Raw genomic sequence first — 14187 nt, 5'->3', positions numbered from 1 at the left:
GAATAAATTAAAAGTGTGATTCACGAATGCGGAGAAACATAGACTGATATCCGCTACTCGACATATGAGGATACTGCAGACAAAGCTTATTATATCCCCTGACGATCTGGTAATGAAGCGGATGCTCTAATGGAATTCCCAGCTTTGTTTTAATTACGTCACTAACGCCTTGCTTACGGATAGCTTCCTGAAGAACAACGGCTTCCTGATCCTTGGTATCATCGAAGAAAAGCGCATTAGAAATGGCAAGAACCAGATATGTCGTCTCCAAGCCCAATTCATTAGCAAGCATAGCGGGTTTAACCAGTCTTTCTGATGGGGAAAGCTTGCGAAGCGGGGAACGGGCTACACGATTAACGGTGTCAGTAAAGTTAGGATTCGAAAAGCGGTCCATCATTTTCTGAATATACTTTTCATGAACTTCGGGTTCAAATCCATACAGATGAATTAACAAACTTCCAGTCTCACGCAGAACCCCTTGAACCCGGGATCTGATACCCGGATCTGACATGGCCTCCTGAATACTGTGATAACCTTCCATGTATCCAAAGTAAGCTGCACTGCAATGACCGGTGTTTACGGTAAAAAGCTTGCGCTCGAGGTAGGGATCCAGTGAATCCACATAATGTGCGCCTTTAATTTCGTTATAATCACCTATCATATCACTGTGGGGAATGACCCATTCACTGAATGGCTCTACTAGAATTTCAAGCGGATCCTTATTTTTTTGAACGGGAACGATACGGTCAACCATCACATTTGGAAAAGCGACAAAACGATCTGCAAGCTCCTTACAGGATTGCTTCAAATGCCGGTAAACAGCCTCCTTCAATTTCTGGCTGCTTTTTATTCCGTTCTCACAGGCAAACACATGAAGCGGCTTGGATTCCTCACCGTTGCTCAATCTCAGCTCAATTCCCCGCGCTAGTGTACTGGCGATATCTTTTAAAGCCGTTATCCCCACTGCTGTAGTCACGACTTCGGCCTTAGCGATCTCCTTTGCTACCTCTGCAGTGTCCCCCAGATTGACTGCAGTCACGTTATCGACAATATAACGATCCCGATTCTCATTGGCTAACGTTAAAGAATACTGCCCTCGCCCTTGCAGCTGGGTTATTTTGTTCGTGTTTCTCCCGACAAAACAAACTCTGTACCCTGAGTTAGACAGCACGGGGCCGATAAACCCTCTGCCAATATTGCCTGCCCCAAAATGAACGGCTCTCAATATGTTGTCCCCCTTGGAATGAATTTGAATTTTATAGGTTAATTTAATTGCGGAAGTAGCTCCGGGAAGTTGCCTGATCAAAATCCAGCTGGCTTAGACATTCTATTTTGGAAGATGTGTCATCAAACTCCAGGAATGAGGTAATAGCATTAGGAATAATTACACAGTTCATTCCAGCTGCTGCCGCTGCCTTCGCTCCATTTGGTGAATCTTCAATGGCAACTGCCTCTTCAGGAGCAATATTCAGATACGATAAGGTTTGGTTATAGAGCTCAGGGTCAGGCTTCACGTTTTTGACATGATCAGAAGTCCGTATGCATTCAAAATAATCGCTAATCCCAAGTTGATCCAGGTATCTGCCGACCCATTCCATGGATGAGCTTGAAGCCAAACCCATGCGCAGTCCGGCATCCTTTGCAGAATCAAGATAATGCTGAATCCCCGGACGCATCTCTTCGAGCTCCATCAGCTTGCTATGTCTCAGCTGAACGTCCGTTCTAAATTTATCCCGGTCTATATCCAGCTTCAGATCCGTTATGAGATATTCATACGGGTTAAAGCTGTTCAAACTCGTGCCAATACAGGTTGAATACTTCTCAAGCGTTAATTCCACTCCATGTTCTTCATAGGCCTCACTAAAAGCAGTGAACCAGGCAGTCTCTGTGTCGATAATAGTTCCGTCGAAGTCAAAAATAATACCCTTGATCAAATCAATCATCTCCTCAGACTTAATTTGGTTTTCTTGGTCAGAATAGCTCACGCAAGAAAGAATAATGCGCAATGAAAAATTTGTTTTCTTTGCGTTTGTCTAGAAAAACCATAACAAACGCTTTTAGATTACGTCAAGCACGTCAGCTAACATACCACTCAATGATTGCGGTTACATTGATGAAGTGACAAGCCTATAACTAGTGCTGTTTTTTGGCTGTATTTTTCGGCTGCCCACCTTGGAAATATAACCATAATCCCTTGATGCGACAGGTTTTCATGCTGGTATTTACAATATTTACTTGTGTATTTAGCTCTCTGCTCCTTCCTCTCTTTTTTACGAGCAAAAAAAAATTCAACTCCTCCAGATATCAGGGTTGAACGTTTCGTTTACAACATGCAATTATAGATCTTCAGTAAAGCCTTTTGACTTCTGAAAGCTTCGTGGGTATAATGCAATTACGCTTAATTTCCGGTTCTTTCAGCCGGAAAGCGGGGGAACCAGTTTATTGGGGCGAATCATTCCATAGGAGTGTAGGGTACCATCTTACCCGAGTCCGTCAGCTAACCTCGTCAGCAGTGGATGGGTCTGCCTTATGTACTTTTATCAACCAGAGACCCTTGCTAAGGGTCTCTTTTTGTGTTCTTTTGACCCGCCTGCTATTGAAACTGGCTGATACTTGCAGCATGCCCCAAAGATTCATTGACAGCAGGAACGTTGTGGTCCCCCGTTAGAATAGTCAGATAATCTCCTGCTCTTAATATTAATTCGCCGTAAGGAATCATATCCTGTGAACCGCGTTTGACCGAAACAATCAGACATTGAGTTGGCCATGAGAACTCTTTGATAGAGAGGCCATCAAGGAGAGAGCCGTGATGAATGGGAACTTCCAGAATAATCTTCGCAGCAGATTCCGAAGATTCAGGTGAGCGTGTTACTCTGCCCTGGTGCAGAAAACGTTCAAGAAGCACCTCGTAAACAGGATAAGAGCGGAATAACTCTGCTGTCATGTATGCCGCCAGACAAACCACGCCGGTGGAGAGTAGATTGGTAAATGAGCCTGTCATTTCAGTAATTAGAATAATTCCTGTAATCGGGGCCTTTAAGCTGGCAGTGAGCAATCCGGCCATGGCCAAGATCAGAAAACTGCTTTCAGTAAGTACAGGCGCCCCTATAAAACCATTCATCAGTTTGCTATAAATTACACCAATTAATGCGCCAATTACCAACATCGGAAGGAATATACCGCCTGGAGCAGACGAGCCATAACTAAACATAGTGAATAAGAATTTGACTGCCAGAATAATGAGCAGAAACTTTATTTGAAATGCACCGGCTACCAGATCATTGACCAGATTGTTCCCGCCTCCAAGAACCGAAGGCAGACATAACCCAAGAATGCCAGCCATCACAAAAGGAATGACCGGTCTGAAGTGAGTGGGCAGCCACGTTATTTTCCGGTACAAATCCTGAAAGGCATATATGCCTTTATTAAAGCCAATTCCTGCTGCACCAACGATAACCCCTAAGAGGATCAAATGGAAATACTGATTAAGCGGAATCACGCTAATACTGGAAAAGTGGAACACCGGATTCAGTCCAAAAAACTCTTTCGATACAAAGTCCGCCATAAGTGAGGAAGCCAGCGCGGCAATCATAACCAGAGGGGAAAAATTCATATGCACTTCCTCTAATGCAAATATCACGCCCGCAATAGGTGCATTAAATGCCGCGGCCAGTCCTGCACTTGCCCCGCAGGTAATCAGCATATGCTCTTCTGTTTTTGTTTTACGCATTAACCTGCTGAAGCCTTGGGCCACCAATGCGCCAATCTGAATAGAAGGGCCTTCTCTTCCGAGGGATAATCCCGCGCAGATACTAACGGAGCCTCCAATGAATTTGGCACACACCGCTTTCCACCAGTTCACCTCTAACTTATTCTGGAGCACAGCTTTAACTTGAGGAATCCCACTGCCAGAAATCGCAGGCTGTTTTTTTACAAGCATACCCGTCGCCCATCCGGATACAATCAGTACAATGAACCACAAGGGTACGATCCATAAATGATTAAGCTGATAACGATAAAAAATAAGCACCTGTTCCAGTACATACTCCAGGACAAACCGGAAAAACACGACGACTACACCGGACAACACGCCTACAGCTATTCCGCCGACCAGCAGCCGGAACTTAAAATCAAACCAGATGTTCAGCGATTTCCGGGTATCATTTTCATTCAATTGCAGGACCTTCTTTGCTAATTTTTTGACACGTTTACTATCTTACAGCTTTCATAAAAACTTTTCCATAACATTATCTCCGGTCAAATCCTTGAATAATATAGGTGTCAGAGGAGGAAGTAAAGGAGACGGGATAGAAATACTATCGATTCTTCCCGTTCTAACAACATAAGTATAAGATATTAATGAACACAAGATCGCGAGGCGGATTATGTCGAGAGTGTCCAAGCAATTTCAGTTAAAGAATGGATCGACAATAGAATATACTCTTGTGGGCTTAGAGAAGCCGATAGTTCATTTTCATGGAGGACACTCTAATTAACTTAGGAAATCTATTTGGTTATAAGTTTTTGTTTGGTTTTACCAATAATAAGCCAGGAAAGTGGTAATAAAATATTAAAGAAAATAACGCCCGTCGGCCAGACAGCTGTTATTTCTGCTGTAACCGATGGATTATCCCAGACCAGCATGGCCAATGGAATGCAGAGCAGCGCCAAAGGTACAAGAAAGGAAAAATGCTCCTTTAGCTCAAATAAATCTGCCAGGCCATGAGCGCAAATATAGAAGCTGAAAATCATCCTATAAAACATGACAATAAACCAAATTACCGTAACAGCCGTCTCAATCCGTTCGTAAAAGCCTCCGACAGTCACTGTTTTTGCCGCAAATTGACTTGCGTATGGAATATTGGGCGGGAGATTTTCTCCGAGCACAACGGTGACCATTATTGTCAGGAAAAGCAGGCCAAAGCCAGTCAAAATACTGCTCTGCCATAATGCCTTCCGGTAGGACTGTTTGGACTTCATATATGGCGCTAAAAATAAACTCAAGGCGATTTCACTGTTAGGATAACCAACAAACATCATCGTACCGTGCAGTACCGGTCCAGCCCCGTTGTCCAAAAACGGGAGAAGCCGGTTCCACTCTGCACCGTGTAATAGAGATAACAGCAGAATTACCAGTAATAAGCCAGCGATTGGAAAGGTAAGCTCAGTGGACTTAGCCACAGCAGTAATGCCTTTATGTAAACAGTACACCATAGCAAACAATATAATAATGTAAATTGCAGCGGGCGGCGTTTCAATATAGAGATCGGTGCTTGTGAAATCTCCAAGACTCCGCAGAGTCAGTACAAAGATTTGGAAGGGAACAAAAAACAGGCAGATTGCCAGCATCCCCTTTCCTATCCAACGGCCAAAAATTCCGTTCAAATACTGGCCCACACTGTTTCCGTTCATCTGCCTAAAAATCCTTGTAAAAACAGGAATGAGAAGAAATTGAATCCCTGTCCCCAGGATAATGGATAACCAGGCATCCCTTCCACTTACTCCTATAAGTACAGAAGGAAGTCCCAACAATGCACTTCCCCAATAACTAAGCGTCAGCAGCATACATAACTCTCGTGATGTCACTGTTACCCTCCTTTCCTGTTTTTTGTTTATCCCAAGCCCAAAGCTTTATTGACCATCTGAAGCAGCGTGATGTACGGTCTCAATAGCACCGGTCCGATCCATTGCTGTTCATATATAATATTCAGTATTAATGCACTAGCATACAAGCCGTGGGTTAGTACTGAATGTCGAATGTTTTTTTTGTGCAAGTGAAGTTTTATGCCCTGCCAGATCCACAACATCACAGTCACTAATATGATTAACCGGTTCACTCCACGAGTCCTTTCTGAATCGGATTCACAATTCTTCCCCTGCCCTTGATCTCATATTTCACCGTAACCTCCACATCCATTTCGCTAAAATAATGGTCCCACTCCTGTCTCCATTTCTTCCATTGCTTCGGGTATTTCTGATGAAACTTCTGGCCGAAACCGAAAATGTCGGAAGCATACCGGTGCTGTACTTCTTTGATACCGTGATCAATAAGCTCTTTGGTTTTCTGTCCTGAAAGCTCTTTTACCTGCTCAAGCACCTTCCGGTCATTAAGATTCAGCTTACACTCTACTTCAGCGATATTGGCTTCAACAGAAATTTCCACTGATGCTGCAGGCTTTTCATTTCTGATCAGGGGTATAATTTTCGTCTCGCTATGCACTAGCTCCATTACGAATTGCCCCTCTTTATCCGGGCATTCCACTTTGCCCACAGTAGACTTCACCTTTCCGGTTACATAGTTGTAGGCTTTGCTGTCGCTATCGTTAAGCCATCCTACAAGAACCTGGTCTTTCATAACCCCAATACCGGAATATTCAAATTTCGCCGGACTATCCAAGACAGCGATATTATCCTTTCCTTTTCCTTTTTCCACATCGCCCACGAGCTTAAGACCTGTAATTACGGCTTGTTGTCCCTCTGTGTTAAACCATTTCATTAAATCAAGCAATGTTACCGCTGCGGTTGGCGCCCATACCTTTTCTGATTCGTTAAGAGAATCGAACATATCACGTGCAGGCATTTGTTCAAGCGGCGTGAGTATAGACAGTGCATCTTGTGCACTTCCATTACGAACAATGACTACATCGAAATTAGGTCTTACTTCATGATCCCGGAATACAAAGTCTAATGCATTCAGGACACCATCCCTGGCAATTGCTTCATCAATCAGCAGAATACTCAAATGGGAAAGATAGATTTTACGCGGCAGCTTTGTAGTCATTTTTCGCAAAGCTTCCATTACTGTCTTTTCTTCTGTGGACATAATTAGAGCAGGCGGGCTTCCGGCTCCGCTGCTTGAGCCAGCTTGACGTGGAGCTACAACTTGAGCTGTAATCCGATAACCCTTTTCTGTCTTATCAATACCAAGGCCAATCGTGACGGCCAGCTCATTCAATTCCTTTCGGCTCCAACAGCCGGTTATACTTAAAGCCATAATAAAAGCTATACATAAAATCCCGATTTTTCTCATGTCGGCTGCTTTCCCCTCTTGCCCTTCAATTTAGAACGGAGCCAATAGGGGGCACGTATTAATCCATCCATTTGTTCTCCGCTCATGTAAGGAGCATAAGGCCGCATATAAGGCTGCCCCAAGGACTGAAGACTGCACAAGTGGACAGCCAGAACAACAAACCCAATCGTCAGTCCATAAATACCAAAAGATGCAGCGATTCCCATGAAGAGAAACCGTGTAAGCCGGAAAGCAATCGACATATTGTAAGCTGGAATAACAAAGCTGGATATCCCGGTGATTGCAACTACAATGACCATGGCTGCTGAAACAAATCCTGCGTCAACAGCTGCCTGTCCAACTACTATGGTTCCAACAATGGAGACCGCTTGTCCAATATTTCTTGGCATCCGGATACCGGCTTCCCGAATGATTTCAAAGGTAATCTCCATTAATATTGCTTCTACAAAAGCCGGAAACGGTACCCCTTCACGCTGAAACATTAAACTTAGCAGCAGCTGGGTTGGGAGTAGGTCTTGATGATAGGTAGTTATGGCAATATAAATGGCAGGGGCAATTAAACAGATTACGCTTGCTATTAACCGGAGAATCCGGATAAAGCTCGAAAATACATAAGGCTGATAGCTGTCTTCTGCAGATTGAATGAAATCCAGGAACATGGCGGGCGCAATCATTGCAAAAGGAGATCCGTCCACAAGCAGGGCGACTCTTCCTTCAGCTAATGCGGCAGTTACACTATCCGGTCTCTCTGTATTCAAAACAGTAGGAAAAATGGTTCCTTTATTGCTTTGCAAATATTCTTCAATATATTCCCCTTCTAGCACCGTTTTTAAAGATACGTGGTCAATCAGCTGCCATATCTGATCAAGTACCTGCTTTTTAACCATTCCATCAATGTATATGACGGATATATCGGTCTGTGTCATGCGTCCTGCTGTATGTGTATCGATACGCAGGCGTTCATCCTTCATTTTCCGTCGGATCATCGTAATATTGGTGCGCAAGTCTTCCGTGAAGCCTTCCTGCGGCCCCCTTATTACAGTCTGTGTTTTGGTTTCTTCTATTCCGCGCTTCTCATAGCCCTGAATGGATACAGTTAACCCCTGCTCATACCCGTCAATCAGAATCAACAGACAGCCTGTTAAAATGGTACGGACTGCATGCTGAAAATCCTCGACCAGACTGATCTGACCAGCAGAGATCACCCTCCCTGTAAAGAGGGGAATTAAATCTTCATCATAAGGGATCGATTGCAAATTCTGTATTCCTGGTATGATTCTTTCCTGCAATATCTGATTATCCACCATTCCATCCAAATAAATTAGCATCACCTGACAGGTTATATCGTTATGCCCTTCATGTGTCTTTTTGACCTGCAAATAACGGATGGTTAAGTCGGAGCTATCCCCCAGAGTCTTTTTGAGAATTTCAGCATTGGCAGATGAATCTGGGCCAAGCGGTTTCATCTCTTCGTTCCATTCCCGGTTCGATCCTCTACTGCTTTTTCTATCATAAAATCTCATGAGAGCCCTCCTTTTTATCCGTGTATTTAACGTTTTTTTCCTGAATAGTTTTACCTGAAATTACTTTTTCATTCTTCGGTTCTAGGTTATGCGTAAGATATTCAAGGACAAAAAAACTGATCAATTTGTTCTCGACCAGATTATCCTGAATAACTTAGTTAATAGATATTCATCAAAACGGCGATAGTACCATGTTCTTGTCCAATATCGGCAAAGGGATCAAGTTCTTGTTCTCTTAAATACATATTATTCCTCTATTTCGGCCGCAAAAAAAACAACTCAATCGAGTTGTTTTATTAATTATGTTTCTTTATATATGAAACAACGTAATTAATCAGTTCATAATTTTTTGGATATTTGATGGTTATTCGTGCCGGTACGTAGGATTTCATTTTTGAAATAGCTCTATTTGTTCTTATGCTATGATTCGGGCACGGATGTTCAACGATTTTTGTGTACTTTAGCGTTCTATATTGATTCCAATGTGGAGGAATCAGGCTTTTTTTATCTAAGTCATTTAAATCAATCTCTGGATAGCAGCTGAGGAAATGCATTACTCCGGGTCCAGGTGATGATTATCATGTGCCGCATGTAAAAGAGTTTGGGTAAAGATCTGTTCAATGTGAGCATCATCCAGTGCATAAAACACGGTCTTCCCCACCTTACGCCGTTTCACAATTCTTGAATTACGCAAAAATCGTAGCTGATGTGAAACAGCAGATTGGTTCATATCCATTAATCTGGAGAGATCGTTCACGCATAGTTCCTTTTGCATCAGCAGGCTTATTAATTTGACCCTTGTGACATCACTGAACGCTTTGAACCAGTCAGCCACCTGCTCGGCAATATGTTCCTGAATCATTTCCTTCCCTATCTTCTCTAATTCATCAGGAGAGCATGCACAGTCATTATCAACATTATAATAGTCGTTACTTTTATCCAGGGAACTCACCTTCCATTACATAGGACTAAAAAGTCCCTTGATTCAGGATGCCGTTCAGATATCATCGTTTTTCCAGTGTATATCAATTTAGGATTCAAATCAAAACAAGCCCGATTTCCATAAAAGAAACCGGGCTTGTTAACTAAGGACAAAACATTCTATACATTTAAATCAGGTTTTAATTTTAATACACGCATCGCATTAAGTACGGCGATTAGACTCACACCTACATCGGCGATGACCGCCTCCCACATGGTTGCAATGCCGAAGGCCCCGAGCAGCAGGAACAGTCCCTTGACGAGTAAGGCGAACAGTATGTTCTGCCAGACAATGCCACGTGTTTTTTTAGCAATTTGTATGGCCGAAGACAGCTTAGAAGGTTCATCCGTCATAATCACAATGTCCGCTGCTTCAATTGCTGCATCAGAACCAAGTCCACCCATAGCTACACCGATATCAGCTCTGGCCAGAACCGGGGTATCATTAATTCCATCACCTACAAAGATAATTTTTTCTTTTGGTGATTTGGCGGCATCCAGCTTTTCGAGTTCCTCGACTTTGTGCTGCGGCAGAAGCTCTGCGTGTACCTCGTCAACACCGAGTCTGCGGCCAATCTCTTCACCCACTGCCTTATTATCTCCGGTTAGCATAACAACCCGCTTCACACCAAGCTTTTTGAGTAAACGAATTGCGTTTGCCGAGTCCTCTTTCACTTCGTCTGCAATCACAATGTAGCCGGCATAACGCTTGTTGATCGCAAGGTGAACGATCGTTCCAATTTCTTTCGGCTCAGTGAAGGGAATTCCCTCTGATTGCATCAGCTTTGCATTACCCGCAAGTACAGAGCTGTTCTCAAAGGTAACCTGAATACCATGTCCGGATATCTCGTTATAATCTGAAATACGGTGTTCATCCAGCTCAAGACCGTAAGCCTCTCTGATGGACTGAGCAATAGGATGAGTAGAATGTATTTCAGCGTAAGCAGCATACAGCAGGATGTCCTCCTGAGTCCATTCACCGGCAGTAACAATGGCGTTAACCTTGAAGGAGCCTTTTGTAAGAGTTCCTGTTTTGTCAAAAACCACATACTTTACATCATTAAGCCCTTCCAGGTAGTTGCTTCCCTTTACCAGTACTCCGTTCTTTGAAGCAGCCCCGATCCCGCCAAAGAATCCTAGTGGGATGGAAACAACCAAGGCGCAAGGACAGGAGATAACCAGGAAGACAAGAGCGCGGTATACCCAGTCAGAGAAGGTTTCACCACTGAATAACAATGGTGGCAGAACAGCAAGGAGCAACGCAATAATGACTACAACTGGTGTATAATAACGGGCAAATTTAGTGATGAATTTCTCGGTATCCGCCTTCTTGCTGCTGGCATTCTCAACCAGGTCCAAGATCTTGGCCACTGTGGAATCACCAAAAGTTTTGGCTACCTCTATGGTTAGTACACCGTTTTTATTGATAAACCCGCTAAGTACATCTTCACCGGCAGCCACTTCACGCGGTACAGATTCTCCTGTAAGCGCCGAAGTATCCATTGCAGAGGTACCTTCCACTACAATTCCATCCAGAGGTACACGTTCTCCCGGGCGGACAATTATCCGGTCGCCTATATTGACTTCTTCAGGACTGACCCGTTTAATCTCATCACCGACCTTAAGATTGGCATAGTCCGGACGAAGATCCAGCAAGGAACTGATTGATTTACGAGAGCGGTTAACTGCAATGCTCTGGAATAGCTCACCTACCTGATAGAACAGCATTACGGCTACACCTTCGGGGTATTCTCCAATTACAAACGCGCCGATGGTTGCAATCGACATAAGAAAGTATTCGTCGAATACCTGTCCCCGGATAATATTCTTGACAGCCCGGAGTACAATATCGCCCCCGACAATAAGATATGAGGCAATAAAAAGTAGGAGCTCAACGTTAGTGTTAAGAGACAGCAGCATCGCTGCGGCTCCGATGGCCAAACCGGCAATCAGGCGTAGAACCATTGTCCGTACACCTTGTTCACCGTGGTCATGGCTGTGTCCATAGCCGTCATCATCTGCATGATCATGTTTGTGATCATGATCGACATCCCCTTTAGCAAGTGCATGGGAGTGAGGGGAGTGGCCGCTTCCATGATCGTGATGAAGATCCGCTTTACCGCCATTTTGCCCTGCATGCTGTTGTGAGGATGATTTCTGTGCAGATGGCTTAATTTGGCCAATAAACTGAATATCCGGCTCAAGGGCTTTCACTTTCTTCCGGGCAGAAGCCATAATTTCCGATTCGCGCGACGGGTCAAATTCCATTGTCATTGACTGGTTTACGTAATTTACAGAGCATGATGAAATACCGTCAAGCTTGCTGACACCATCCTCAATTTTCAGTGCACAGTTGGCACAGTCCAGTCCCTTAAGCGTAACTTTCCGTTTAATTAAGGCTGAGCTTGATTCCATTGCTTATCACCTCGTTTATTTATATATGATCAATTGTTCATATGTTTGTTTATATTATATTCTGCTCTCCTCCTCTTCGTCAAGAGAGAAGTCTATAGTTTCGGTATATAATAAAAAAACCTCCCGTGCGGGAAGCACCGGAGGTGGATAAAGTTTGATGGTACAGGTCTACTCTGATTTGAAGGCCAGTAAACGCAGAGCATTAAAAACGACGAGTAAAGTCGAGCCCTCATGAATTAATACAGCTGATCCTATCCCGGCAATTCCAAAAATGGTCGCAGGGATTAGCACAGCTGTTACACCAAGACTTACCCACAAATTCTGTTTGATGATTCCTTTACTCTTCCGGCTTAGTCCGATTGCAAAGGGGAGTCCGCGTAATTGGTCGGACATCAGGGCAATATCCGCGGTTTCTAAGGCAACATCAGACCCAGCCGCCCCCATCGCAATTCCTACCGTACTCTTGGCCATGGCAGGTGCATCATTCACACCGTCACCAACCATTGCCACTTTACGTTCCTTCTGCTCAAGCTTTTGAATGGCAGCGACCTTATCTTCCGGCAGCAAGCCGCCCCAGGCATCCGTCAATCCGATTGTCCGTCCGACCGCATCCGCCACTTGCTGATTGTCACCGGTAATCATGATAATTTGCTTCATTCCAATTTCTTTAAGCCGGGAAATAACTTCTGCAGCCTCGTTCTTGGGAGTATCCATTAATCCGATCAAGCCCAAAAAGTCGTTCCCTTTTCTGATAATCATTGCTGTATTCCCGGATTGTTCAAGATTGCTCAAACTATTGACCAGATCATCAGGAAGCGGAATGGAAAGTTCTGTCTCGAAGAGGCTCTTATTCCCGATGAACACCTCTTCTCCCTTCCATATTGCCTTCACCCCCCGGCCTGTTACAGACTCTAACCTGCCAGCTTCTTCGATATCCACCGTACCTAACCGCTCCTGAACACCTTTAACGACAGCGACTGCCAGCGGATGATCACTGAGCTTTTCGACAGCTGCAGCAGTCAGGAGAAGCTCATTAAGGTTTTTATCTCCGTAGGGGATGACTTCCGTGAGTTTAGGCTTCCCTTCGGTTAGTGTCCCCGTTTTATCAAAAGCAAGTGCAGTGAGCTCACCAAGCTCTTCAAGCGGCCCGCCGCCTTTAATGAGTACCCCGCCTTTGGCAGCTCTGGCAATGCCACTAAGAACGGCACTCGGTGTGGAGATGGCAAGCGCACAGGGGCTTGCCGCGACAAGTACTGCCATCGCCCGGTAGAAGCTGTCAGAGAAGGCTTCATCCAGCACAAGAAAGGCGAACAGCAGAATTACCACTAGAATCAGGACACAAGGCACAAAAATCTTTTCAAATTTATCAGTGAATTGCTGTGTGGGCGATTTCTGAGATTCCGATTCATTAACGAGCTTGATCAGTCTGGACAACGTTGAATCGCTGGCTTCCTTAATCACTTTCACTTCAAGAGCGCTGGTACCATTAATGGTGCCGGAGTAAACCTTATTTTCGGGAGGTATCTTTGAGAAATCCCTGTAATCTACGCCAGAGTCGGCAATTGGACGTTTGTCTACCGGAACACTTTCACCTGTAATCGGTGCTTGGTTCACACTGCTGCTACCCTTCAGCACTAGCCCATCAGCCGAAATGGTGCTGTTAGGCTTTACAATGATAGTATCTCCAATCTGTAAATCTTCAATGGGCACCTCGGTTTGTTTATCATTTCTTCTGACGATCGCCGTTTTAGGGGCAATATCTGCCAATGCTTCAATGGATTTGCGTGCTTTGTTAATGGCATAATGCTCCAGGGCATGGCCAAGACTGAACAGGAATAACAGCAATGCTCCTTCTGCCCATTCGCCCAGAATTCCGGCGCCGATTGCCGCCAACAGCATTAAAAAATCGATTTCAAAGTGTTTTTTGCTTAAAGATTCCCAGGCTTCTTTTGCTGTGAAAAAACCGCCAAAAAAATATGCTGCCAAATAAAGAGCTAGGCTTATCCCTTCAGATTCAATGATCAAACGGCTTAAAATAAAGCCTCCGGCAAGGAAAATACCGGATAGAATAGAGAAAAGCAGTTCAGCATTCGCGCCAAATATCGAAGGGTGTGAGTGATCATGATTATTGGATGCGGATTGTGTTGGTTGTCCCATTTTTACTCCTCCTTTGAATCTCATTAACCACTTTTTAAGATGTCCAAGAATTTCAGCAACATACCTATCAAAAAAAGCTGT

The 14187-nt window shown here is 44.2% G+C and carries 9 protein-coding genes and 1 riboswitch; all 9 genes read right to left on the bottom strand.

Features of this window, described 5'->3' with window-relative positions; genetic code table 11:
• Positions 1–7 precede the first annotated feature (7 nt).
• Positions 8–1225, bottom strand: coding sequence for a mannitol-1-phosphate 5-dehydrogenase (locus tag BLR64_RS02325; RefSeq protein ID WP_090711832.1), 1218 nt, complete (start codon positions 1223–1225; stop codon positions 8–10).
• A 43-nt stretch (positions 1226–1268) separates the two neighbouring features.
• Positions 1269–1934, bottom strand: coding sequence for an HAD family hydrolase (locus tag BLR64_RS02320; protein WP_090711830.1), 666 nt, complete (start codon positions 1932–1934; stop codon positions 1269–1271).
• A gap of 451 nt (positions 1935–2385) precedes the next feature.
• Positions 2386–2525: riboswitch (cyclic di-AMP (ydaO/yuaA leader) on the top strand.
• Between the two features lie 68 nt (positions 2526–2593).
• Positions 2594–4174 carry a ClC family H(+)/Cl(-) exchange transporter gene (locus BLR64_RS02315; protein WP_090711827.1) on the bottom strand — a complete coding sequence of 527 codons (1581 nt, stop codon included), beginning with the start codon at positions 4172–4174 and terminating at the stop codon, positions 2594–2596.
• Between the two features lie 332 nt (positions 4175–4506).
• The gene (locus BLR64_RS02310) at positions 4507–5586 is read right to left on the bottom strand and encodes a GerAB/ArcD/ProY family transporter (protein ID WP_139171898.1); all 1080 of its coding nucleotides are present in this window, start codon (positions 5584–5586) and stop codon (positions 4507–4509) included.
• 247 nt (positions 5587–5833) lie between these two features.
• Entirely contained in the window at positions 5834–7030 is a 1197-nt protein-coding gene (locus tag BLR64_RS02305) for a Ger(x)C family spore germination protein (protein WP_090711824.1), read from the bottom strand.
• The gene (locus tag BLR64_RS02300; RefSeq protein ID WP_244157589.1) at positions 7027–8553 is read right to left on the bottom strand and encodes a spore germination protein; all 1527 of its coding nucleotides are present in this window, start codon (positions 8551–8553) and stop codon (positions 7027–7029) included. The genes BLR64_RS02305 and BLR64_RS02300 overlap by 4 nt, the downstream gene beginning before the upstream one ends.
• Before the next feature lie 553 nt (positions 8554–9106).
• Positions 9107–9496 carry an ArsR/SmtB family transcription factor gene (locus tag BLR64_RS02295; protein ID WP_244157599.1) on the bottom strand — a complete coding sequence of 130 codons (390 nt, stop codon included), beginning with the start codon at positions 9494–9496 and terminating at the stop codon, positions 9107–9109.
• Between the two features lie 158 nt (positions 9497–9654).
• The gene (locus BLR64_RS02290; RefSeq protein ID WP_090711820.1) at positions 9655–11949 is read right to left on the bottom strand and encodes a heavy metal translocating P-type ATPase; all 2295 of its coding nucleotides are present in this window, start codon (positions 11947–11949) and stop codon (positions 9655–9657) included.
• A 168-nt stretch (positions 11950–12117) separates the two neighbouring features.
• Positions 12118–14106, bottom strand: coding sequence for a heavy metal translocating P-type ATPase (locus BLR64_RS02285; RefSeq protein ID WP_208607117.1), 1989 nt, complete (start codon positions 14104–14106; stop codon positions 12118–12120).
• Positions 14107–14187 lie beyond the last annotated feature (81 nt).

It is taken from the genome of Paenibacillus typhae (assembly GCF_900099765.1).
GTDB lineage: Bacteria > Bacillota > Bacilli > Paenibacillales > Paenibacillaceae > Paenibacillus_AQ > Paenibacillus_AQ typhae.
The sequence above is the reverse complement of the archived record's forward strand: the minus strand, read 5'-3'. Positions and strand labels throughout refer to the sequence as shown.

Coding starts and splice junctions, on each gene's coding strand:
- BLR64_RS02305 (WP_090711824.1), bottom strand. CDS start 7,030: ATGAGAAAAATCGGGATTTTATGTATAGCTTTTATTATGGCTTTAAGT.
- BLR64_RS02300 (WP_244157589.1), bottom strand. CDS start 8,553: ATGAGATTTTATGATAGAAAAAGCAGTAGAGGATCGAACCGGGAATGG.
- BLR64_RS02290 (WP_090711820.1), bottom strand. CDS start 11,949: ATGGAATCAAGCTCAGCCTTAATTAAACGGAAAGTTACGCTTAAGGGA.
- BLR64_RS02285 (WP_208607117.1), bottom strand. CDS start 14,106: ATGGGACAACCAACACAATCCGCATCCAATAATCATGATCACTCACAC.